The 21,091-nt window shown below is 52.8% G+C and carries 26 protein-coding genes; 12 read left to right on the top strand and 14 right to left on the bottom strand.

From position 1 onward, the window contains the following. Positions 1–31 precede the first annotated feature (31 nt). From flgJ to flgB, 9 genes are read right to left on the bottom strand one after another with little or no spacing between them, the layout of a single operon-like run. Positions 32–982: a flagellar assembly peptidoglycan hydrolase FlgJ gene (gene flgJ / locus FDW97_RS19780; protein ID WP_085048529.1), complete on the bottom strand. Its 951-nt coding sequence runs from the start codon at positions 980–982 to the stop codon at positions 32–34. Continuing rightward, complete coding sequence (locus FDW97_RS19775; RefSeq protein WP_087857787.1) at positions 982–2,058, bottom strand: flagellar basal body P-ring protein FlgI; 1,077 nt, start codon at positions 2,056–2,058, stop codon at positions 982–984. Before FDW97_RS19775 ends, flgJ begins: the two co-directional genes overlap by 1 nt. 33 nt (positions 2,059–2,091) lie before the next feature. Then, complete coding sequence (flgH, locus tag FDW97_RS19770; RefSeq protein WP_016152630.1) at positions 2,092–2,790, bottom strand: flagellar basal body L-ring protein FlgH; 699 nt, start codon at positions 2,788–2,790, stop codon at positions 2,092–2,094. Between the two features lie 57 nt (positions 2,791–2,847). After that, positions 2,848–3,630 carry a flagellar basal-body rod protein FlgG gene (gene flgG / locus FDW97_RS19765; RefSeq protein WP_006685087.1) on the bottom strand — a complete coding sequence of 261 codons (783 nt, stop codon included), beginning with the start codon at positions 3,628–3,630 and terminating at the stop codon, positions 2,848–2,850. Positions 3,631–3,643: 13 nt separating this feature from the next. Beyond that, positions 3,644–4,399: a flagellar basal body rod protein FlgF gene (locus FDW97_RS19760; RefSeq protein WP_038639704.1), complete on the bottom strand. Its 756-nt coding sequence runs from the start codon at positions 4,397–4,399 to the stop codon at positions 3,644–3,646. A gap of 20 nt (positions 4,400–4,419) precedes the next feature. Continuing rightward, entirely contained in the window at positions 4,420–5,655 is a 1,236-nt protein-coding gene (flgE, locus tag FDW97_RS19755) for a flagellar hook protein FlgE (protein WP_137351518.1), read from the bottom strand. A 26-nt stretch (positions 5,656–5,681) separates the two neighbouring features. Further along, on the bottom strand, positions 5,682–6,380 hold the full coding sequence (flgD, locus tag FDW97_RS19750) for a flagellar hook assembly protein FlgD (RefSeq protein ID WP_038639698.1): 699 nt from the start codon (positions 6,378–6,380) through the stop codon (positions 5,682–5,684). Between the two features lie 11 nt (positions 6,381–6,391). Next, complete coding sequence (gene flgC, locus FDW97_RS19745) at positions 6,392–6,796, bottom strand: flagellar basal body rod protein FlgC (RefSeq protein ID WP_006685091.1); 405 nt, start codon at positions 6,794–6,796, stop codon at positions 6,392–6,394. Positions 6,797–6,799: 3 nt separating this feature from the next. Continuing rightward, on the bottom strand, positions 6,800–7,216 hold the full coding sequence (gene flgB, locus FDW97_RS19740; RefSeq protein ID WP_038639692.1) for a flagellar basal body rod protein FlgB: 417 nt from the start codon (positions 7,214–7,216) through the stop codon (positions 6,800–6,802). Between the two features lie 157 nt (positions 7,217–7,373). Between flgB and flgA the strand changes: the two genes are divergently transcribed. The 3 genes from flgA (at position 7,374) to flgN (ending at position 8,846) form a co-directional block, all read left to right on the top strand. Continuing rightward, positions 7,374–8,033: a flagellar basal body P-ring formation chaperone FlgA gene (gene flgA / locus FDW97_RS19735; protein WP_038643111.1), complete on the top strand. Its 660-nt coding sequence runs from the start codon at positions 7,374–7,376 to the stop codon at positions 8,031–8,033. 93 nt (positions 8,034–8,126) lie between these two features. After that, the gene (gene flgM / locus FDW97_RS19730; protein WP_003832153.1) at positions 8,127–8,420 is read left to right on the top strand and encodes a flagellar biosynthesis anti-sigma factor FlgM; all 294 of its coding nucleotides are present in this window, start codon (positions 8,127–8,129) and stop codon (positions 8,418–8,420) included. A gap of 3 nt (positions 8,421–8,423) precedes the next feature. Next, positions 8,424–8,846 (top strand): flagella biosynthesis chaperone FlgN, encoded by a 423-nt coding sequence (gene flgN, locus FDW97_RS19725; protein WP_069323314.1) that lies wholly within the window; start codon positions 8,424–8,426, stop codon positions 8,844–8,846. An 84-nt stretch (positions 8,847–8,930) separates the two neighbouring features. Here flgN and murJ read toward each other — a convergent pair whose 3' ends face one another. From murJ to rimJ, 4 genes are all read right to left on the bottom strand, one after another. After that, positions 8,931–10,466 carry a murein biosynthesis integral membrane protein MurJ gene (gene murJ, locus FDW97_RS19720; protein WP_038639684.1) on the bottom strand — a complete coding sequence of 512 codons (1,536 nt, stop codon included), beginning with the start codon at positions 10,464–10,466 and terminating at the stop codon, positions 8,931–8,933. 198 nt (positions 10,467–10,664) lie between these two features. Continuing rightward, positions 10,665–11,588 carry a Gfo/Idh/MocA family protein gene (locus tag FDW97_RS19715; protein ID WP_137351517.1) on the bottom strand — a complete coding sequence of 308 codons (924 nt, stop codon included), beginning with the start codon at positions 11,586–11,588 and terminating at the stop codon, positions 10,665–10,667. 1 nt (position 11,589) lies between these two features. Beyond that, on the bottom strand, positions 11,590–12,237 hold the full coding sequence (locus tag FDW97_RS19710; protein ID WP_137351516.1) for a YceH family protein: 648 nt from the start codon (positions 12,235–12,237) through the stop codon (positions 11,590–11,592). 32 nt (positions 12,238–12,269) lie between these two features. Further along, positions 12,270–12,854: a ribosomal protein S5-alanine N-acetyltransferase gene (rimJ, locus tag FDW97_RS19705; RefSeq protein ID WP_137351515.1), complete on the bottom strand. Its 585-nt coding sequence runs from the start codon at positions 12,852–12,854 to the stop codon at positions 12,270–12,272. Positions 12,855–13,113: 259 nt separating this feature from the next. On the opposite strand from rimJ, the gene mdtH reads away from it, so the two are divergent. From mdtH to FDW97_RS19660, 9 genes are all read left to right on the top strand, one after another. Beyond that, the gene (gene mdtH, locus FDW97_RS19700) at positions 13,114–14,322 is read left to right on the top strand and encodes a multidrug efflux MFS transporter MdtH (RefSeq protein WP_038639676.1); all 1,209 of its coding nucleotides are present in this window, start codon (positions 13,114–13,116) and stop codon (positions 14,320–14,322) included. Between the two features lie 114 nt (positions 14,323–14,436). Further along, the gene (locus tag FDW97_RS19695) at positions 14,437–14,997 is read left to right on the top strand and encodes a lipoprotein (RefSeq protein ID WP_038639673.1); all 561 of its coding nucleotides are present in this window, start codon (positions 14,437–14,439) and stop codon (positions 14,995–14,997) included. A gap of 104 nt (positions 14,998–15,101) precedes the next feature. Further along, a complete protein-coding gene (gene pyrC / locus FDW97_RS19690) occupies positions 15,102–16,148 on the top strand; it encodes a dihydroorotase (RefSeq protein WP_110498376.1) in 1,047 nt (348 codons plus the stop codon). Between the two features lie 65 nt (positions 16,149–16,213). After that, positions 16,214–16,459 (top strand): DNA damage-inducible protein I, encoded by a 246-nt coding sequence (gene dinI / locus FDW97_RS19685; protein ID WP_006685106.1) that lies wholly within the window; start codon positions 16,214–16,216, stop codon positions 16,457–16,459. A gap of 339 nt (positions 16,460–16,798) precedes the next feature. Next, positions 16,799–17,053, top strand: a complete 255-nt coding sequence (bssS, locus tag FDW97_RS19680) for a biofilm formation regulator BssS (RefSeq protein WP_137351544.1) — start codon at positions 16,799–16,801, stop codon at positions 17,051–17,053. 114 nt (positions 17,054–17,167) lie between these two features. Beyond that, a complete protein-coding gene (gene solA, locus FDW97_RS19675) occupies positions 17,168–18,286 on the top strand; it encodes an N-methyl-L-tryptophan oxidase (RefSeq protein WP_137351514.1) in 1,119 nt (372 codons plus the stop codon). A gap of 50 nt (positions 18,287–18,336) precedes the next feature. Further along, positions 18,337–18,450 (top strand): YceO family protein, encoded by a 114-nt coding sequence (locus FDW97_RS19670; RefSeq protein ID WP_003036148.1) that lies wholly within the window; start codon positions 18,337–18,339, stop codon positions 18,448–18,450. A gap of 262 nt (positions 18,451–18,712) precedes the next feature. Beyond that, the gene (locus FDW97_RS19665; RefSeq protein ID WP_069323308.1) at positions 18,713–19,279 is read left to right on the top strand and encodes a cytochrome b; all 567 of its coding nucleotides are present in this window, start codon (positions 18,713–18,715) and stop codon (positions 19,277–19,279) included. 1 nt (position 19,280) lies between these two features. Then, positions 19,281–19,856 (top strand): YceI family protein, encoded by a 576-nt coding sequence (locus FDW97_RS19660; protein ID WP_038639660.1) that lies wholly within the window; start codon positions 19,281–19,283, stop codon positions 19,854–19,856. A 48-nt stretch (positions 19,857–19,904) separates the two neighbouring features. Here the strand turns inward: FDW97_RS19660 and FDW97_RS19655 are convergent, their stop codons facing one another. After that, a complete protein-coding gene (locus FDW97_RS19655; protein ID WP_137351513.1) occupies positions 19,905–20,957 on the bottom strand; it encodes a rhodanese-related sulfurtransferase in 1,053 nt (350 codons plus the stop codon). Between the last annotated feature and the right edge of the window lie 134 nt (positions 20,958–21,091).

Below are 21,091 nucleotides of genomic sequence, written 5' to 3'. Positions count from 1 at the left end.
TATCGGCAGCAGGTCGGTAGACTTGAGCTATTTAAAAGAGATTATCGATGTTCGTGCTGTAGGTTTTGCTCACCTTTTCACTCATCGATTTCAACTGCTGGATCATGCTGGTTAATTTCCGCGCATAGTTAGGGTCGGTAGCGTAACCGGCATTTTGCAGGGCCTGCGCGCCCTGCTCAGCGGTTGCAGCTGCGGTCACCGCCGCATAGCGCGGGTTACGGGAAATCAGCCCGACATAATCCGACAGCGCCTCAAGGTAAGAGCTATAGACGCGGAATCTGGCTTTCACCTTTTTCGCCTCGCCGTTTTCATATTCGGTGGTGGTGATTTCGGTCGTTGGTCCCTTCCAGCCTCCCGAAGCCTTCACGCCAAAAATGTTGAAGCTCGGTTCACCGTTTTCCCGGCGAATTTGCCGCTGACCCCATCCGGACTCCAGCGCCGCCTGCGCCAGAATTAGATGATGCGGAACGCCGCTTTGCTGACTCGCCAGTTTTGCCGGCAGCGACAGCTGGGCGAGGAAGTCTTTACTGTCGCCCGACAGCGGCTCATCATTACTTTCCGTCGTCCTCGGGATGGCTTTGCGCACCAGTTGCGTCAGCGCCTGGTTTTGATAGCTGGTCACCGTTTCCAGCGGAAACTTCATCGGTACCTGTGGCGCATCATCAGCAGGTTGCGCTTGTCCTTGCGTCATCTGCTTAACCATCATTTCAGCCAGTCCCAGACCTTTGCCTGCGGTCATCTGCTGCGCAATTTGTTGGTCATACATGCTGGTATACAAACGCGTTGAATCGCTGCTAAACACACCATCTTTCGGCAACGCTTCACGCATGCTTTTCAGCATCATCTGCACGAACATCCCTTCAACCTGACGGGCCACGGGGCGAATATTCGCCGCCGGATCCTGACCCGCTTTCGCTTTCAATTCGTTCAGTGCTTGCGCATCCCAGGCGGCGCTGGTCAGCAGTTTGCTGTCGCCAATCATCAGATGATTTCCAGTTTGGCGCGTAAGCAACCCGCGCTCTGCATCGATTGCAGAATGGACATCAGATCCATCGGCGTCGCCCCCAGCGCATTCAGCGCGCGCACGACGTTGTTCAGATTGGCGCTGGAACGTACGCTTTGCAGCGAGCCGCCGCTCTGGCGCAGATCGATCTGCGTTTGTGGCGTCACTACGGTCTGTCCGCCGCCAAACGGCGTATCCGGCTGGCTGACGTTTGCCTGGCGGTTTACCGTAATCGACAAGTTACCCTGCGCCACGGCACAGCTATCCAGCGTGACTTCACGGTTCATGACTACAGATCCCGTACGCGAGTTGATAATGACCTTCGCGTCCTGCGGCGTGACGTTCACCTCCATATTCTGGATGTCGGCAAGGAAGCGTACCTGTGAACTGTTGCCGCTTGGCACACGCACTTGTATGGTCCGGGCATCCAGCGCCGTCGCGCTGCCAAAGCCACGCGAGCGGTTAATGGTGTCGGTAATCTGCTGCGCCATAGTGAAATCTTCATTATTGAGCTGCAGATTAATAGTGTTGCCGCCGCCGAACTGGCTGGGCAACTCACGTTCGATGGTCGCGCCGTTGGTGATGCGTCCGCCATTGAGCTGGTTAACTTGCACGCTACTGCCACCCGCAGCCGCGCCCGCACCGCCAACCAGAATATTCCCTTGCGCCAAGGCATATACCTGGCTATCGACCCCTTTCAGCGGAGTCATCAGCAGCGTTCCGCCGCGCAGGCTTTTGGCGTTCCCCATGGAAGAGACCACCACGTCAATGGTTTGCCCCTGGCGACCAAAAGCTGGAAACTGCGCGGTAACCATCACCGCCGCCACGTTTTTCAGCTGCATATTGGTGCCGGTTGGTACGGTGATCCCCAACTGCGACAGCATATTATTGAGCGTTTGCGTCGTAAACGGCGTCTGTGTGGTCTGGTCACCGGTACCATCCAGCCCGACCACCAGCCCGTAACCTATCAACGAGTTTTCCCGCACGCCCTGCACGCTGGTCAGGTCACGAATACGGTCGGCATGCGCAAAGGCGGTTGCCAGTACCAGTACCATTCCAACAAGAGATTTAAACACCGGGTACCTCGCTTACATCGGCGACAAGTTAAGGAAGAAACGCTGCAACCAGCCCATATTTTGCGCTTCATTGATGTAGCCGTTGCCGACGTACTCAATACGCGCATCCGCAACCTGAGTTGACGGTACGGAGTTGCTGCCACTGATGGTGCGTGGGTTAACGACCCCGGAGAAGCGAATGAACTCAGTGCCCTGATTAATGGCGATCTGTTTTTCACCCACGACATGTAAATTGCCATTCACCAGGACCTGATCGACCGTTACGGTCAACGTACCGCTGAAGGTGTTGCTGGCGTTCGCGCCGCCTTTACCGTTAAAGGTGTTCCCACCGGAGGCTTCTACGTCGGCACGTTCGTTACCAAACAGCCCTTGCAGGTAGCGCGGTACGGTATCAAAACCAAAGTTGGTCTTGCCGTCGCGACTGGCGTTTGCCGAGGAGCTTTTGCTCGCGCTGACGTTTTCCTGCAATACGATGGTCAGCGTATCGCCAATATTGCGCGGACGGCGGTCTTCGAAGAGCGGCTGATAACCGTAGTTAATCGGCTGCGCCGACTGGAAGATTGAGCCATTCGCCACCGGCGTCGGGCCTGGAACCGGTTGAGCAGACGTCGCGCCCTGCACGAGCGGCGTGGCTGGGATCCAGGCGCACCCTGTCAGTGAAACCACCAGCAGAGCTAAAATTGGGTATGGGTGAAGCGCGTATTTTCGCATTGCGGTCATCTTCAAAATCAGTGTGCCGGTGAGGTTCTCACCCCACCGGACTCCACTTTAGAGTTGCGTCAGTTTTTGCAGCATCTGATCGGTGGTCGATACCGCTTTACTGTTGATTTCGTAAGCGCGCTGAACCTGGATCATGTTTACCAGTTCTTCCGCCACATTGACGTTAGAGGTTTCAACATAACCCTGGTACAGCAGACCCGCGCCGTTCAGCCCCGGCGTGCTCTCATTCGGCGCGCCAGATGACTGCGTTTCGGTGTACAGATTCTCACCAATACTTTCCAGGCCGGTGTCGTTCATAAAGGTGGTCAGGTTAAGCTGCCCGACCTGAACAGGCGCAGCCTGACCCTGCTGGGTCACACTGACAATACCGTCACGTCCAATGGTGATGCTGAGCGCGTTAGCCGGGATGGTAATGGCAGGCTGAACCTGAAAACCACCCGCCGTCACTAACTGACCGTTCTGATCCACCTGGAAAGAACCGTCACGGGTATAAGCTGACGTACCATCAGGCAGCATGACCTGGAAAAAGCCCTGACCTTTAATTGCCACGTCTTTACTGTTGTTAGTCTGCGACAGGTTACCCTGGCTGTGTAAACGCTCGGTCGCAACCGGACGCACACCGGTACCAATCTGCAAACCGGACGGCAGTGTGGTTTGTTCAGAAGACTGGGCGCCAGGCTGGCGAATCGTCTGATACAACAGATCTTCAAACACCGCACGTTGACGCTTAAATCCGTTGGTGCTGACGTTTGCCAGGTTGTTGGCAATCACATCCATGTTGGTTTGCTGCGCATCCAGGCCGGTTTTGGCGATCCATAATGAACTGATCATAAAATGTCCTGTGTTAACTCATCGACAGCAGTTGGTTAGCGCGGCCCGCGTTATCATCCACGCTACTGATAATCTTCATCTGCATTTCAAAACGGCGGGCGTTGGCAATCATGTCGCTCATCGCGGCAACCGGCTTGACGTTACTGCCTTCCAGCACGCCCGACATAACGCGGATGCTCGGATCGGCCTGTAACGTCGCGCCACGGGTAGCCTGCGCGGCCTGGGTCAGACGAAACATACCGTCGTCGCCACGTTGCACTTCATTCCCCGTCGCCTTCACCAGTTTCAGACGCCCAACGGGCGCAACCGTATTAGCCGGATCGCCTGGGTTAAGCGCCGAGATCGTCCCGTCAGCCGCAATGGTGACTTCGGAACCTTCTGGTACGGCTATCGGCCCGGCTTCACCGATTACCGGATGCCCCTGAATAGTGAGTTCACCCGTAGGGCTTACCTGAATGGCGCCATTACGGGTATACCCTTCACTACCGTCTGCGGTCTGGACAGCCAACCAGCCGTCCTGTTGCAACGCCACGTCCAGCGGGCGTGAGGTATAGTCCATCTGGCCCGGCGTCATGTCGGCCCCCGGCGTGGAGGCCACCACCAGCGTACGCGTCGGCAAAGACAAACCTTCAACGGGAACCGCACGCAGCGCATTGAGCTGCGCACGAAAGCCCGGCGTGGAGGCGTTTGCCAGGTTGCTGGCCGTCACCGCCTGTTGATTCAGCGTCTGACTGGCCGCGCCCATAGCGGTATAAATTGCGTGATCCATTAAGCCATCCCGTCAGGCGCTTAGCGCAGGTTGACCAGCGTGTTGAGGATCTGATCCTGGGTTTTGATGGTCTGCGCGTTCGACTGATAGTTACGCTGAGCGACGATCATATTCACCAGTTCTTTACTCAAATCCACGTTTGAGGCCTCCAGCGCGCCGTTGGTCAGTTTGCCGAAGTTACCTTCGCCTGCGGTACCCAGCAGCGCCACGCCGGAAGCCTGTGTAGCCGCCCAGACGTTGTCGCCCTGAGACGCCAGACCTTCATTGTTGGCAAAGTTTGCCAGCACGATCTGGCCCAGTACCTGTTGCTGTTCGTTGGAGTAATTACCGACCACGGTACCGTCATTGTTAATCTGGTAGCTCACCAGATCGCCCGGCTTGTAGCCGTTCTGATTCGTGGCGACGATGTTGTTGGCACCGGTGTTCTGCTGCATGGAGTTCAGGAAGCTCAGAGAGAAGGTGGCTTCAGTTGCGCCATTAATCTGACCGGTTGTAATTGTGATATCCGTTCCTGCTGGCGTACCAGTTGCCGTGGCGCTCATCCCTAAAAACGCACCATTGTTGTTAAACTTCATAAACCCGGCTGATTTTGCAGCTTCGCCAGTTGAAGCATCCTGTGTGTGAATTTCCCAGGTGTTGCTCTCTGCGTTTTTGACATAAAAAATGTTCATGTCATGGGCGTTACCCTGACTATCGAAAACGGTAACAGTGCCTTTTTTGTTGTAGGAGTCCGCATCGTTTGGATTAAACGGCGTTTTGCTTGGTACCTTGTCAGTGGAGTTCAGGTTGATCTGCATTGACGCGGTAGTCGTGGTTTTCGCCGCCATCAGCGTATTCGGAATAGTGATCGGTGCCGGGTTAGCACCTTGCTGTATTGTCGGCGGTGTACCGGTAGCAGGATAACCTGTCAGTTGCAGCCCCTGCATGTTAACGATATTGCGGTTTTCATCGAGCTTGAACTGACCGTTACGGCTGTAGAATACAGAGCCGTTGCTGTCTACCATACGGAAAAATCCGTTCTGGCTGATAGCCACATCCAGTCCGCGTCCGGTATTGGTGGTAGTACCATCGGTAAAGTCCTGAGTAATACCCGCAACTTTAACCCCCAGGCCCACTTTAGAACCGGCGAACATATCGGCAAAAGAAGCCGTACCAGATTTAAAACCGTAGGTAGCGGAGTTGGCGATGTTATTACCAATGACATCGAGGTTGGTCGCTGCAGCGTTCAGACCGCTGACCGCTTGAGAAAAGGCCATGACTTACTCCTGATAAGTGTGAGGGCTTAGATTATTTGCCGTACTTCGTCGAGGGTGGTGGTTCCATAGGTGCCCAGGTCCAGCGTATTACCGCCGTTACTGCGAATAACACCCTGCACCAGCGCAAACTGAAGCGGCTGTGCCACCAGTTGCGTTCCGCCATTGCTGGCAGCAATTGAGACGTTATAAGAACCGCTTGGCGCATCCGTGCCATCGGTCATGGTGCCGTCCCAGGTAAAGGTATGAACTCCTGCTTTCAAGCCGCCGATATCAATAGTGCGTATCACTTTGCCGTCTTTATCGGTAATCGTTGCAGTGACCTTATCTGCCGGCTGCTGCAGCTCAACGCCAAACGGCGTGGTGGTGGTTTTCGCGCCCTCTTCCGTACCTTTACCGGTCAGGATGGTGGTGCCGGGGATCATAACGCCGTGACCAATCAACGTACTGGCCTGCAGCGACTGACTGTTGTCGATCTGCCCGGAAATAGACCCCAGCGTGGTGTTCAGTTTCTCAATCCCACTCACGGTGCTAATTTGCGCCAGTTGGGTGGTCAGTTCGTTGTTTTGCAGCGGGTTGGTTGGGTCCTGGTTTTTCAACTGTGCGACCAGCAGCGTCAGAAAACTGCTTTGCAGGTCAGCGGCATTACTGCCCGTCAGAGAGCTATTCCCGGTAGCGGCTTTAACGCCTGCATTGCTCGGGTCATTCATGGTTACAGCAACAGACATGTGCGTCTCCTTTACTGGCCTAACGTAAGCGTTTTGAGCATCAAGCTTTTCACGGTATTGAGGACTTCGACGTTTGCCTGGTAGCTACGCGAAGCGGACATGGTGTTGACCATCTCGCCGACGACGTCCACATTCGGCATTTTTACGTAGCCGTTCGCATCGGCCAGCGGATTACCCGGCTCATACACCAGCTTATCCGGCGCCTGGCTTTCAATAACGTCAGCCACTTTTACGCCGCCTGTAGCCGCCCCTGGCGCGGCATCAACCTGAAAAACAACCTGTTTGGCGCGATACGGCTGACCGTCGGGTCCGGTGACGCTATCCGCATTCGCCATGTTGCTGGCCGCCACGTTCAGACGCTTAGACTGCGCCGTCAGCGCAGAGCCTGCGATATCAAAAATATTTAACAGCGCCACGAATTAGTTCCCTCCTTGCAGCACGTTCATCATGCCTTTGATTTGTCCGCCCAACGCGGTCAGCCCCATTTGATATTTGAGGCTGTTGTCTGCAAATTGCGTACGTTCCCGGTCCATATCTACCGTATTACCATCCAGAGACGGCTGGTCAGGAATGCGATAGAGCAATTCCGTAGCGGGAGCAGAAGCGGTTTGGGCCGGAATATGTTGTGCAGAGGTCAGCGTCAACGAGACGCCGCCGGTTTGTTCCCGTCCACGCACCATGACTTTTTTCAATTCACTGGCGAAATCCAGATCGCGCGCCTGATACCCCGGCGTGTCGGCATTGGCAATGTTGGCGGCCAATATTTCCTGGCGCTGGGCGCGCAAATTCAGCGCTTCCTGTTGAAAACGTAAGGCGGCGTCGAGCTTATCGAGCATATCTCCTCCGCAAATGACAAAATTCAGCCGACAGCTTAAATCCCATTACGCGCGCGTTATCGCCGGAATAAACGCAAAATGCGTCGCTATTTGTTGCGTTGATGACTGCGTCACACAGGTAAAATCCTGCCACTACCTGAAAAAGCGCGAGGTTTTGATGCAAACGTTTAAACGTGGAATAGTTGTGGCTGCACTGCTGTTCAGCCCTATGACGCTGGCGCAAGACCTGAATTCACAGCTGACGGCATGGTTTTCCCAACGTCTGGCCGGATTTAGCGATGAGGTGGTCGTCACTATCCGTACGTCGCCTAACCTACTGCCCAGTTGCGAGCAACCCGCATTAAGCGTGTCAGGCAACGCGAAACTGTGGGGGAATGTGAACGTGCTGGCCCGCTGCGCCAACGAGAAACGTTATTTGCAGGTGAATGTGCAGGCCACGGGAAACTACGTGGTTGCCGCTGCGCCCGTCGCCCGGGGCAGTGCGCTAACCCCGACCAGCGTGACGTTAAAGCGAGGCCGGCTGGACCAACTGCCGCCGCGCGCCGTGTTAGATTTGAATCAGGTGCAGGACGCGGTGAGTCTGCGCGATCTGGTTCCCGGTCAGCCGATACAGCTTTCAATGTTGCGCCAGGCCTGGCGGATCAAAGCTGGCCAACGCGTACTGGTTATCGCCAACGGCGATGGCTTTCGGGTGAATGCCGAAGGTAAAGCGCTGAACAATGCCGCCGTCGCACAGAATGCGCGAGTGCGGATGATTTCCGGCCAGGTGGTGAGCGGCATCGTCGATTCTGATGGGAATATTCTTATTAACCTATAATAGGTTAAAGATTTTTTAGCGTGTGCCGATAGATAAACAACCAATGATTACAGCGGGCCGCTATAGCGTAACCCCTCGATGAGGATAAACAAAATGAGCATTGATCGTACCTCACCATTGAAGCCAGTCAGTACCGTTCAGCCACGTGAAACCAGCGATGCGCCGGTACAAAAAGCGCGGAAGGAAAAAACCACCGCGACCACCAGCACCAGCGTCATGCTGAGCGACGCCCAGGCCAAACTGATGCAGCCCGGCACCAATGACATCAATATGGAACGCGTCGAAGCATTAAAAACCGCGATCCGTAACGGTGAGTTGAAAATGGATACCGGAAAAATTGCCGACTCGCTCATTCGCGAGGCACAGAGCTACTTACAGAGTAAATAAAGTATGACTCGTTTGTCAGAAATACTTGATCAGATGACAACCGTCCTCAATGACCTGAAAACGGTAATGGATGCTGAGCAGCAGCAGCTTTCCGCCGGATATATCAACGGCAGCCAGCTACAGCGTATTACAGAAGAAAAAAGCTCTTTGCTGGCAACCCTTGATTATCTGGAGCAGCAGCGCCGTCTGGAGCATGACGCCACGCGCAGCGCCAACGATGAGATTGCTGAACGCTGGCAGACGATCACTCAAAAAACGCAGCATTTGCGCGACCTCAACCAGCACAACGGATGGCTGCTGGAAGGGCAAATTGAGCGTAATCAACAAGCGATTCAAGTGCTGAAACCGCACCAGGAGCCGGCGCTGTATGGCGCAAACGGTCAAACCTCTGCTGCGCACCGCGGCGGGAAAAAATTCTCTATTTAATGCCAGCCTGATCGCTCGCAGCTTTCAGGCCAGCGCGTTCTGCAGGCCGGATCCGGCGTAACGCCGCCATCCGGCAATTATCGGTTACGCCGTCCGGCGCACAAACTCTTTCACTTTAAAGCCCAGCACAGCAAGCGCGGCGAAGTAAGCTGCAATCCCAGCCACCACGACGGCCATCAGACGCAGTAAACGCCACAACATCGTTCCCTGCGACCAGTCCGGCATGATATAGAGCATCCCGAACAGGACCGCTGACATCACCACGACGGAAATCACCAGACGCGCCAGAAACCAGGCCCAGCCCGGTTGCGGGGTAAAGATTTTCTGTTTACGCAACTGCCAGTAAAGCAGTGAAGCGTTCAGACATGCCGCCAGACCAATCGACAGCGACAGCCCGGCATGCTTCAGCGGGCCGATAAACGCCAGGTTCATCACCTGAGTCATAATCAGCGTCACAATAGCAATTTTCACCGGCGTTTTAATATCCTGGCGCGAGTAAAAGCCAGGAGCCAGAACTTTCACCACGATCAAACCAATCAAACCGACCGAGTATGCCACCAGCGCGCGCTGGGTCATGGCGGCATCAAAGGCGGTAAATTTACCGTACTGAAACAGCGAAACCGTCAGCGGTTTTGCCAGAATACCCAACGCCACAGCGCTGGGTAATGCCAGCAGAAAACACAGACGCAACCCCCAGTCCATCAGACGACAATACTCATCATGATTACCGCTGGAAAAGCTTTTTGATAGCGATGGCAACAGGATAGTCCCCAGCGCCACGCCAAGGACGCCGGACGGGAACTCCATCAAACGGTCGGCGTAATACATCCAGGAAACCGAGCCGGAGGCCAGAAACGAGGCGAAAATCGTATTGATGATCAGTGAAATCTGGCTGACGGAAACCCCGAGGATCGCCGGCCCCATTTGCTTGACGACGCGCATCGCCCCCGCATCGCGGAAGTTCACGCGCGGCAGCACCAGCATGCCAATTTTCTTCAGATGCGGCAGTTGATACACCAGTTGCAGCACGCCGCCAACGGTCACGGCCCATGCCAGCGCCAGTACCGGAGGATTAAAATAAGGCGCGGCAAACAGCGCAAAACCGATCATGCTGATATTCAAAAAGGTCGGCGCAAACGCCGGAATAGAAAAGCGGTTCCAGGTGTTAAGGATTGCGCCGACCAGCGAGGCCAGTGAAATCAGCAGGATATAAGGAAAGGTGATCCGCAGCAGTTGGGTAGTCAAGGCAAATTTGTCGGCGGTGTCGGCAAACCCTGGCGCAGTGACTAAAATCACCCACGGCGCAGCCAGCATCCCGGCAACCGTCACCACGGCCAGCGCCAGCGTCAGCAGCCCTGAAACATAGGCAACAAACACGCGGGTAGCATCCTCACCCTGCTTACTTTTGTATTCAGCCAGAATAGGCACAAACGCCTGAGAAAATGCGCCTTCAGCAAAAATTCGGCGTAGCAGGTTAGGAAGTTTGAAGGCCACAAAAAAGGCATCGGTCGCCATCCCTGCGCCAAAGATTCTGGCGACAATCGCATCACGCGCAAAACCCAGCACACGTGAAAACATCGTCATCGAGCTGACGGCTGCCAGCGACTTTAATAAATTCATCTATGTTGTATTCCAGACCCTGAGGCAAAACCCCATATAACCAACATCGCCATCCGGCAATGTCACTGTGCCTGATGGCGACGCCGCAGCGTGTTATCAGGCCTACAAGCCAGCCTATGGTTGAAAAGAGGTGTTATTTTGAGTTGGCATATAGTACCTGGATTACAATGAATTACTACCGCCAGATGTTACAGGCGGTTATTCAGCCATCGCCTCCCGCCATAGCTTTTCGACAACACGCTGGGCCAGTAGCGCCTGCTCGCCTGCCGTCTGAGGAACCGTCTGATTTTGCACACACTCCATGAAATGCCGCGTACATCCGGCAAAACCTCGCTGTTCTAAGGTCGTTTGCCAGCCTGCTATCGGCTTGTATACGACACCTTGCCCGCGTTCTTCCCGCCATTCCCGCATATCTGTGACGTCAATCAGTCCCCCATCGGTCACCGCCTGAACGCACTCCCGCTGGCTACCGGCACGCCGATGCATACTGGTTGTTATCTGTAGCTGATCGACAGAAAAATGGTGCTCGGCGTAAAGCATCGCGCCAGCGTCATTAGTCAGCAGAGTACCGCTATTTAACTGCGCCTTCCCTCCTGCCAACCACAACGCAGTATCGACCACGTGCAGATAGTCATCCAGCAGAGTGAAACGCAGGTCATGCGGCCCCACGCTGTCCGAACGATGCTTATCCATACGCACAGACGCTGCGTTGCCCAACATGGCTTTGAGATCCTGATACAGCGGTGCAAATCGGCGGTTAAAGCCGACCATCAACGTCAGTTTTTTCCGCGCGGCCAGCTCGACCAGTTGTTCAGCCTCACGCAGGTTTTCCGCCAGCGGTTTATCCACACACACATGGACCCCGGCATTCAGGAGTTCACTGACCACCGCAAAATGCGTCGCGGTGCTGGAATGGACGAAAACCGCGTCGCAGGTTTTCGCCAGATTCACCAGGGAGTCAACGTAGGGTATGCGCCAGGTCTCACAGACACGCAGCGCTTTTTCCCGCGAAGGTGAAAACGCGCCTTGCAGCGTCCAGTCTGCGGAACTGCCCAGTACGGGCAGCCAGGCTTTTTGCGCAATGCCACCCAGACCGACAACACCGATACGTAATTTATTCACGTTAGTCTCCCAGGTGCGCCAACAAAGAATCCAGCCGCTGCTTAAGTTCCGCGACTTCTGTTTCCAGGGCTTCAACGCGCGCCTGCAGATCGCCAGACGCGACCGGGAGTTCATCTGCCGCAGCGATGGGCTCATCAACATCACCGCAAAACAGGTGCATATAGCGACTTTCGCGTTTACCCGGCTCGCGCGCCAGACGGATCACATAAGGGCCATCTTCACGGGTCGCCAGTTTTTCCAGCGTCGACTCCACTTCAGCCATATCGCGGAATTCGTACATTCGCGAAGCACGGCTTCGCAGTTCGCCCGGCGTTTGCGCGCCGCGCAGCAACAGCGTGGTGACCAGCGCCACCTCGCCTGCGCTGAGTTTCAGATTGCCAAATTCAGAGTTGCAGAAACGCTGCTCATATTTCGTGACGCGATTACCAAAGCCGTTCACCGTACGCAGAAAATGCCGCTTCACCAGGTTATCAAGCTGATCCTGCACTTCCGATTCCGACAGATTCATCACCGGTTCACGATTCGTTTTTTGATTGCAGGCGGTGACGACGCCATTGACAGAAAGCGGATACTGTTCCGGCGTGGTGACTTGTTTTTCCAGTAAACAGCCAATCACGCGTGCTTCGGTGGCGGTTAATTCGTATTTCATCGTCTTCTCCATTACTCAGGCTAACCTGAAACTTAGCGGCCTGGGGTCCATTCTGATGTGGTCAACGCCGTCAGCACATGATCGCGCCACTGCCCGTCAATCAGCAGGTAATCTTTGGCATACCCTTCTTTTTCAAAACCGAGTCGCGTCAGCAAGTCACCACTACGTTTATTGTGCGGCATATAGTTCGCCATAATGCGGTGAATATGCTGCGTGCGCTGCATATAACGAATGGCCGAGGTTAAAGCTTCGTACATCAGCCCCTGCCCCTGCCACTTTTGCGCAATGGAATAACCGAGATAACAAGCGTGGAAAGATCCCCGCACCACGTTCGAGAAGTTCGCGACGCCGATAATCTCTTTTTCTTCCGGATCGAGCAGCGCAAAATAATACGCGGTGCCTTGTTTATGAAACTCAGAGATCATACTCAGACGCGCCTGCCAGCCAGAGGGATAACAGTGGCTTTCATCGCGAATAGGTTCCCAGGGTTTTAAGAAATGACGATTTTCTGCGTAATAATCTGCCAGACGCCAGGCATCACGCTCGTGCACTAAACGCACGACCAGGCGGTCCGTGGTTAAGCGCACTTTTGGCACGTTACTGCGATAGCCAAACATTCTATACCTACTCCTTCCCGTAACGTCTTCAATACGCTATTCGCGATACTATACCTGTGCAAATATGCCCTTTGAAAAGAGCAAATTGCCATTTTTTGAATTATTCACACATTTTGATGAAAACTCTCTATCAAGACGGGCTTTTGATAAAAAAATATTGTCCCGCCAAGGGTGGGAAAAGCGATGACGACACCGCAGAATAGGAGATGCTTATCTTTTAAACTCTAACCAGAGTGACGAGTTTTTCCCGGGAGGGGAAATGTCGCAAGTCTCGCAGGCAAGGAACCTGGGTAAATACTTCCTTCTCATCGATAATATGCTGGTCGTGCTGGGCTTCTTCGTCGTTTTCCCGCTGATCTCAATTCGCTTCGTCGACCAAATGGGCTGGGCTGCCGTTATGGTCGGGATCGCGTTAGGATTGCGTCAATTTATTCAGCAGGGTCTGGGTATTTTTGGCGGCGCTATTGCTGACCGTTTCGGCGCAAAACCGATGATCGTCACCGGTATGCTGATGCGCGCCGCCGGGTTCGCCACCATGGGTATTGCCCACGAGCCTTGGCTGCTGTGGTTTTCCTGTTTTCTTTCCGGGCTGGGCGGCACGCTGTTCGACCCTCCCCGTTCGGCGCTGGTGGTCAAACTGATCCGCCCGGAAAAGCGCGGGCGTTTTTTCTCTATCCTGATGATGCAGGATAGCGCAGGCGCCGTGGTTGGCGCGTTACTTGGCAGTTGGCTGTTACAGTACGATTTCCGCCTGGTCTGCGCGACAGGAGCCATTTTGTTTGTTCTGTGCGCGGCGTTTAACGCCTGGCTACTCCCGGCATGGAAATTGTCGACGGTGAAAATTCCGGTGCGTGAAGGGATGGGCCACGTGATGCATGACAAACGTTTTGTCACCTATGTGCTGACGCTGGCGGGTTATTACATGCTGGCGGTACAGGTCATGTTAATGCTGCCTATCATGGTGAACGACATCGCTGGCTCGCCTGCCGCCGTGAAATGGATGTATGCCATCGAAGCATGCCTCTCGTTAACGCTGCTCTACCCTATTGCCCGCTGGAGTGAAAAACGTTTTCGCCTGGAACATCGCCTGATGGCCGGTCTGCTGGTGATGTCTCTGAGCATGATGCCCATCGGTCTGGTCGGCAATTTACAGCAGCTATTCACGCTGATCTGCACCTTCTATATCGGCTCGATCATCGCCGAACCGGCGCGTGAAACCCTGAGCGCCTCGCTGGCCAATGCACGGGCGCGAGGAAGTTACATGGGCTTCAGCCGACTTGGGCTCGCCATCGGCGGCGCAATTGGTTATGTCGGCGGCGGCTGGCTGTTTGATATGGGCAAAGCCCTGGCGCAGCCTGAATTGCCATGGATGATGCTCGGTATTATCGGCTTCATCACCTTCCTGGCTTTGGGCTGGCAATTCAGCCACAAACGCCCGACGCGCGGCATGCTGGAACCCGATGCCTGATAGCTAATCCGGCGCACGAGCACTTTTCAGTTTTTTCTGCTGGTGCCCGGGGCGCTGGTACTCGATGATGCTTTGTGTCACGATTACGCCATATGCATCATGTTGAGGACTCCCATGAAAAAGCTTTTTTTTGCCGCTGCACTGATTGTCGGCGGCCTGTTGGTTGGTTGTAATCAACTCACGCAATATACGGTTAGCGAGCAAGAGATTAATCAGGCGCTGGCGAAGCATAATAACTTTTCAAAAGATATCGGTTTGCCCGGCGTCGCTGAAGCACACATCGTACTGAGCAATCTCGCCAGTCAGATAGGGCGTGAAGAGCCTAATAAAGTGACTCTGACGGGTGATGCCAATCTGGACATGAATTCCCTGTTTGGCAGTCAGAAAGCCACCATGAAGCTGAAACTTAAAGCGCTACCGGTCTTCAATAAAGAGAAAGGCGCGATTTACTTGCAAGAGATGGAAGTCGTGGACGCGACCGTCACACCTGAAAAAATGCAGTCGGTGCTACAAACGCTGATGCCGTATTTAAACCAGTCGCTGCGTAATTACTTTAACCAACAGCCTGCCTATGTTCTGCAGGACGACAGCAGTCAGGGTGAAGCGCTGGCGAAAAAACTGGCGAAAGGTATAGAAGTGAAACCGGGCGAAATCATCATCCCATTCACCGACTAATAAACCAGAGGGCGCTGATGCGCCCTTTTTTTCGTGCAAACGAAAACGTTTCCGCTTATCCTTTGTTTCCGGCAAAAAAGACAATCCTCAGCCGGAGCATATTGATGACTGCACCATCCCAGGTTTTAAAGATCCGCCGCCCAGACGACTGGCATCTTCACTTTCGCGATGGCGACATGTTAAAAACTGTCGTGCCCTATACCAGCGAAATTTACGGCCGCGCCATTGTCATGCCGAACCTGGCACCGCCCGTCACCACAGTTGATGCAGCTATCGCTTATCGCCAACGCATTCTTGATGCGGTACCTGCCGGACACGACTTCACGCCCTTAATGACCTGCTATTTAACGGATACATTGGATCCCAATGAGCTGGAGCGAGGTTTCAACGAAGGCGTGTTTACCGCCGCGAAACTCTACCCGGCGAATGCCACCACCAACTCAACGCATGGCGTAACCTCTATTGAGGCCATCATGCCTGTGCTGGAACGGATGGAAAAATTGGGTATGCCGCTATTGGTGCATGGTGAAGTGACACATGCGGATATCGATATTTTCGATCGCGAAGCACGCTTTATTGAGACGGTGATGGAACCGCTGCGTCAGCGGTTGACTGCGCTGAAAGTCGTGTTTGAACATATCACCACTAAAGATGCTGCCGAATATGTGCGGGATGGTAACGAGCTTCTCGCCGCCACCATTACGCCACAACATTTGATGTTTAACCGCAACCACATGCTGGTCGGCGGCATTCGTCCGCACCTGTATTGTCTGCCAATCCTTAAACGTAACGTCCACCAACAGGCACTACGTGAGTTGGTCGCCAGCGGATTTAGCCGTGCTTTCCTTGGTACCGACTCAGCGCCACATGCCCGTCATCGCAAAGAATCCAGTTGCGGCTGTGCCGGGTGTTTTAACGCCCCGACTGCGCTGGGCAGCTATGCCACCGTATTTGAAGAGATGAATGCGCTGAGCCATTTTGAAGCCTTCTGCTCACTCAATGGTCCGCAATTCTATGGTCTGCCGGTGAATGAGACTTTTATTGAGCTTGAACGCGTGGAGCACCATGTCCCGGAGAGCATTGCGCTGGCAGATGACTCGCTGGTGCCTTTCCTGGGTGGCGAAACGGTACGCTGGTCAGTAAAAAGCTAAAAAAAATGTAGCCAACTGATCTGAATAACTGTATAAATAAACAGTATATTCAACAGGGGGCTATTATGCGTATTGAAGTCACTATTGCCAAAACTTCACCTTTGCCTGCCGGTGCGATTGACGCATTGGCAGGTGAACTCTCCCGCCGTATTCATCATCATTTTCCGGATAACGAGGGTAACGTTACCGTCCGTTATGCCGGAGCTAATAATCTGTCGGTAATTGGCGCGACCAAAGAGGACAAAGAACGCATCAGCGAGATCTTGCAGGAGACCTGGGAAAGCGCGGATGACTGGTTTATCAATGAATAAATAATGATATGCAGTGATGTTTGTTTGCCGGGTCGCCCCGGCTTTTTTTTACACGCAGTTTTAAAAAAATGCAGACTCCCCCTGGCGGCCATTTAATTTAATATTAATTTCCTGGTTATCTTTTAACCAGAACAACAAAATAATTGTGCAACTTGCTAAAAAAAAATGAATGACATGTTGCTTTATTAGTCAGATAACGCTGAAAACTATAAATTTATGCGCTGCCCTCTTTAAATTTTCAATGAATACCCTTATTTATTGATATACTGAAGTTGCTTCAGAAAAAAAATGCATTGAACCTCGAAAACCGTTGTCTAGTAACACGAATTAGGGGGCATGATGGAAAAGAATAATGAAGTCATTCAGACTCATCCGCTTGTAGGATGGGACATCAGCACCGTTGATACCTACGACGCGCTGATGCTGCGTTTGCACTACCAGACCCCGAATCGACCGGACCCGGATGGGACTGAAGTTGGTCAAACGCTCTGGTTAACCACTGATGTTGCCAGGCAATTTATTTCGATATTAGAAGCAGGAATCGCCAAAATTGAATCCGGCGATTACCAGGTAAATGAGTATCAGCGCCATTAAATCTGATACATCCAACCATCAAAAGGCACCTTAACGGTGCCTTTCTTATTTCCCGGTTGAATATTCCAGGTCAGTTATTTACCCTGCTACTATCGCGATTGCAGAGAGAAGCGGATGAAATACGACTTAATCATTATTGGCAGCGGTTCCGTGGGTGCCGCAGCCGGATACTATGCCACTCGCGCCGGTCTGAACGTTCTGATGATCGATGCGCATATGCCACCGCATCAACAGGGCAGCCACCACGGCGACACACGATTAATTCGTCATGCTTATGGCGAAGGTGAGAAATACGTTCCGCTGGTGCTGCGCGCGCAGACATTGTGGGATGAACTTTCCACTCAAAATGAAGAACCGATTTTTGTACGCACCGGGGTTATCAATCTGGGCCCGGCAGATTCAACTTTCTTAGCTACCGCAGCGCAAAGCGCGAAACAGTGGCAACTCAACGTCGAACATCTTGATGCCGCCGCCATCATGGCTCGCTGGCCCGAGATTCGCGTACCTGAAAATTATATTGGTCTGTTTGAAGCTGAGTCGGGCTTTTTGCGTAGTGAGTTAGCGATTAAAACCTGGATTCGTCTGGCTGAAGAAGCTGGCTGCGCACAGCTGTTTAAATGCCCGGTCACGGCTGTTCATCATAGTGAAGATGGCGTCACGGTAGAAACCGCCGACGGTGACTACCACGCCAAAAAAGCCCTGGTCAGCGCCGGGACATGGGTGCAGGCATTAGTACCGGAACTGCCGATACAGCCAGTGCGCAAAGTGTTCGCATGGTATCAAGCCGATGGCCGCTATAGCGTTAAAAATAACTTCCCGGCCTTTACCGGCGAGTTGCCAAATGGCGATCAGTACTACGGTTTTCCGGCAGAAAACGACGAACTAAAAATTGGTAAGCACAACGGCGGACAGGTAATTCACGCAGCCGAAGAGCGCAAGCCGTTTGCCGCTGTGGCCAGCGATGGCTCCGAAGCTTTCCCATTCCTGCGTACAGTTCTGCCAGGCATTGGCTGTTGTCTGCACGGTGCATCCTGCACTTACGATAATTCGCCGGATGAAGACTTTATCATTGATACGCTACCTGAACATGACAATACCCTGATCATCACCGGACTGAGCGGACATGGCTTTAAGTTTGCCTCCGTACTGGGGGAAATAGCCGCGGACTTTGCGCAGGACAAACCGCCAGCCTTTGACCTGACGCCATTCAGGCTGAGTCGCTTTACGCGATAATGATTAATGGCCTCGTGGTGAGGCCATTTTTAATGACAGGAATAACATCGATGCGGCGCATCTTTCACTATCTGGTTAATAATATTCGTGAGCATCTTATGCTCTACATTATTTTATGGTCGCTGCTGGCAATTATGGATGTGATATATATTATGTTTTTCTGACCAGATCGCACTGACACTAATTGACAAAAACTGATATTTACTTAAATTTCATTGCAATAAACTGAATAAGAAAACCCTATCAACACCGTGTAATGATGCCCACCTTTTGCTCATTCTCTCTAATACCTTGATGATGACATCAATATTCAATCAATTTTATTGAATATGAAAATAAATATCATCATCATTGTTATTTATTAGTTGCATTAATGTCTTTTACGCGCCATTTTCATTTACTCCTGAAATATCTAACGGTGTACTTATGCAATTCACTAATAGTCCACAGCGCTATGGCGTGGTGTCTGTCGCATTACACTGGCTGATGGCGATTGCTGTATATGGCATGTTTGCGTTGGGTTTATGGATGGTCACGCTCAGTTATTACGATGGCTGGTATCACCAGGCCCCTGAACTGCATAAAAGCATCGGGATCCTGCTCATGATGGGACTGGTCATTCGCGTTGTCTGGCGGTTGTTCTCCCCTCCCCCAGTTGCGCTGACAAGCTATTCCCGCTTAACCCGCATCGCAGCGGCAATGGGTCACCTTGCGCTCTACGCCCTGCTCTTTTCGATTGTTATCAGCGGTTATCTGATCTCGACCGCAGATGGCAAAGCGATAAGCGTATTTGGTTGGTTTGATATTCCCGCCACCCTTGCCAACGCGGGCGCTCAGGCCGACCTTGCCGGCAGCCTGCACCTGTGGCTGGCATGGACCGTGGTGGTTTTATCGCTTCTTCATGGGCTTATGGCCCTGAAACATCACTTTATCGATAACGACGATACCCTGAATCGCATGTTGGGAAAATCGTCATCTGACTATGGAGCTTAAAATGAAAAAAAACCTGCTGGGATTGACACTCGCCTCTCTGTTATTCACGACCGGATCGGCTATGGCGGCAGATTACAAAATTGACAAAGAGGGACAGCATGCCTTTGTTAATTTCCGTATTCAGCATCTGGGTTACAGCTGGCTGTACGGCACCTTTAAAGATTTCGACGGTACGTTCACCTTTGATGAAAAAAATCCCGCAGCCGATAAGGTTAACGTCACCATCAACACCAACAGTGTTGACACCAACCACGCCGAACGCGACAAGCACCTGCGTAGCGCGGATTTCCTTAACGTGGCTAAATTCCCGCAGGCGACCTTTAGCTCCACCAGCGTGAAAAAAGAGGGGAATGACCTCGATATCACCGGTAACCTGACCCTGAATGGCGTCACCAAACCAGTGACGCTGGACGCGAAGTTGATCGGTCAGGGTGGCGATCCATGGGGTGGTACGCGCGCCGGTTTTGAAGCGCAAGGTAAGATTAAACTGAAAGACTTCAATATCACCACCGATCTCGGCCCTGCTTCACAGGAAGTCGATTTAATCATCTCAGTGGAAGGTGTGCAGCAGAAGTAACGCATAAATGTTGCCGGATGAGGCGATAGCCATCATCCGGCAACATTTTTATTGCGCGGGATCCGGAATCCCCAGTTTGGTATTCAGACGACCGCGGGATTTATTAAAGATTTTGTTGCCATTTTCACGCCCGGCGCGACGACGTCGTTGCTCTTCTTCCGGCAACTCACTCTCTTCGCAACACAGCTCACTACAGCAGCCTTTAAACTTCTGCGCGCAAGCCGGGCACTGAATAAACAGCAGATGGCAGCCATCATTTTTACAATTAGTGTGGCTGTCGCATGCGGTTCCGCACTGATGACAATGCGCGATAACATCTTCAGAGATCCTTTCGCCCATACGCTCATCAAAAACGAAATTTTTGCCGATGAAACGTACCGGAAGCCCCTGTTCACGCGCCTTGCGGGCATATTCAATAATCCCCCCCTCAATGTGCCAGACTTTGCTAAATCCGTTATGTTTCATCCAGGCGCTGGCCTTCTCACAGCGGATCCCGCCCGTGCAGTACATAACTATTTTTTTATCTTTATGCGCCTGCATCATTTCAACCGCTTTCGGCAACTGGTCACGGAACGTGTCTGCGGGGATCTCCAGCGCATTCTCGAAGTGCCCCACCTCATATTCATAGTGGTTGCGCATATCAATGAATACCGCGTCAGGATCGTCCAACATGGCGTTCACTTCTGCCGCTTTCAGGTAATCACCCACGTCGCTGGCGTTAAAGTCAGGATCATCAATGCCATCCGCCACAATACGTTCGCGAACTTTCATGCGTAGCACCCAGAATGATTTCCCGTCATCGTCCAGGGCGATATTAAGACGTAATCCATCCAGTGCGGGATTGAACGCATACAGCTGTTGGCGGAATGCATCCACGTTGCTTTGCGGCACGCTGATTTGCGCGTTAATGCCTTCATGGGCAAGATATACACGCCCGAACACATTCAGCGCAGTGAACAGTTGGTACAACGCATCACGCGTATGTTGCGGGTCATCGATGGTGAAATATTTATAAAACGAGATCGTCGTGCGCGGCTCAGTCTCGGCCAGCATTTTGGCTTTGAGCGCGTCGTTCGAAATGCGGTTGTGTAACACTGGCATGGTGTACGTATCCTGCAAATAGGGAGTAAATGAAAATCGGCGGCATCATAAAGCAAACATCGCCAATTTACATCCACACATTTTACGCTACATTTCTTACTTCACGATAAAAACGCAACAACAATTGCCGATTT

The sequence above is a fragment of the Citrobacter sp. wls708 genome (assembly GCF_005281255.1).
GTDB lineage: Bacteria > Pseudomonadota > Gammaproteobacteria > Enterobacterales > Enterobacteriaceae > Citrobacter > Citrobacter werkmanii.
This window is presented reverse-complemented; position numbering and strand designations above follow the sequence as displayed.

Excerpts from the sequence above, each read along its gene's own strand:
- flgB (WP_038639692.1), bottom strand. The coding sequence starts at position 7,216 with ATGCTCGATAAGCTCGACGCCGCCTTACGTTTTCAACAGGAAGCGCTG.
- flgJ (WP_085048529.1), bottom strand. The coding sequence starts at position 982 with ATGATTGGCGACAGCAAACTGCTGACCAGCGCCGCCTGGGATGCGCAA.
- flgH (WP_016152630.1), bottom strand. The coding sequence starts at position 2,790 with ATGCGAAAATACGCGCTTCACCCATACCCAATTTTAGCTCTGCTGGTG.
- FDW97_RS19775 (WP_087857787.1), bottom strand. The coding sequence starts at position 2,058 with ATGGTACTGGTACTGGCAACCGCCTTTGCGCATGCCGACCGTATTCGT.
- mdtH (WP_038639676.1), top strand. The coding sequence starts at position 13,114 with ATGTCGCAAGTCTCGCAGGCAAGGAACCTGGGTAAATACTTCCTTCTC.
- FDW97_RS19695 (WP_038639673.1), top strand. The coding sequence starts at position 14,437 with ATGAAAAAGCTTTTTTTTGCCGCTGCACTGATTGTCGGCGGCCTGTTG.
- flgA (WP_038643111.1), top strand. The coding sequence starts at position 7,374 with ATGCAAACGTTTAAACGTGGAATAGTTGTGGCTGCACTGCTGTTCAGC.
- murJ (WP_038639684.1), bottom strand. The coding sequence starts at position 10,466 with ATGAATTTATTAAAGTCGCTGGCAGCCGTCAGCTCGATGACGATGTTT.
- FDW97_RS19665 (WP_069323308.1), top strand. The coding sequence starts at position 18,713 with ATGCAATTCACTAATAGTCCACAGCGCTATGGCGTGGTGTCTGTCGCA.
- solA (WP_137351514.1), top strand. The coding sequence starts at position 17,168 with ATGAAATACGACTTAATCATTATTGGCAGCGGTTCCGTGGGTGCCGCA.
- FDW97_RS19760 (WP_038639704.1), bottom strand. The coding sequence starts at position 4,399 with ATGGATCACGCAATTTATACCGCTATGGGCGCGGCCAGTCAGACGCTG.
- FDW97_RS19670 (WP_003036148.1), top strand. The coding sequence starts at position 18,337 with ATGCGGCGCATCTTTCACTATCTGGTTAATAATATTCGTGAGCATCTT.
- bssS (WP_137351544.1), top strand. The coding sequence starts at position 16,799 with ATGGAAAAGAATAATGAAGTCATTCAGACTCATCCGCTTGTAGGATGG.
- rimJ (WP_137351515.1), bottom strand. The coding sequence starts at position 12,854 with ATGTTTGGCTATCGCAGTAACGTGCCAAAAGTGCGCTTAACCACGGAC.
- flgM (WP_003832153.1), top strand. The coding sequence starts at position 8,127 with ATGAGCATTGATCGTACCTCACCATTGAAGCCAGTCAGTACCGTTCAG.
- FDW97_RS19710 (WP_137351516.1), bottom strand. The coding sequence starts at position 12,237 with ATGAAATACGAATTAACCGCCACCGAAGCACGCGTGATTGGCTGTTTA.
- FDW97_RS19655 (WP_137351513.1), bottom strand. The coding sequence starts at position 20,957 with ATGCCAGTGTTACACAACCGCATTTCGAACGACGCGCTCAAAGCCAAA.
- flgE (WP_137351518.1), bottom strand. The coding sequence starts at position 5,655 with ATGGCCTTTTCTCAAGCGGTCAGCGGTCTGAACGCTGCAGCGACCAAC.
- flgN (WP_069323314.1), top strand. The coding sequence starts at position 8,424 with ATGACTCGTTTGTCAGAAATACTTGATCAGATGACAACCGTCCTCAAT.
- flgD (WP_038639698.1), bottom strand. The coding sequence starts at position 6,380 with ATGTCTGTTGCTGTAACCATGAATGACCCGAGCAATGCAGGCGTTAAA.
- flgG (WP_006685087.1), bottom strand. The coding sequence starts at position 3,630 with ATGATCAGTTCATTATGGATCGCCAAAACCGGCCTGGATGCGCAGCAA.
- dinI (WP_006685106.1), top strand. The coding sequence starts at position 16,214 with ATGCGTATTGAAGTCACTATTGCCAAAACTTCACCTTTGCCTGCCGGT.
- pyrC (WP_110498376.1), top strand. The coding sequence starts at position 15,102 with ATGACTGCACCATCCCAGGTTTTAAAGATCCGCCGCCCAGACGACTGG.
- FDW97_RS19660 (WP_038639660.1), top strand. The coding sequence starts at position 19,281 with ATGAAAAAAAACCTGCTGGGATTGACACTCGCCTCTCTGTTATTCACG.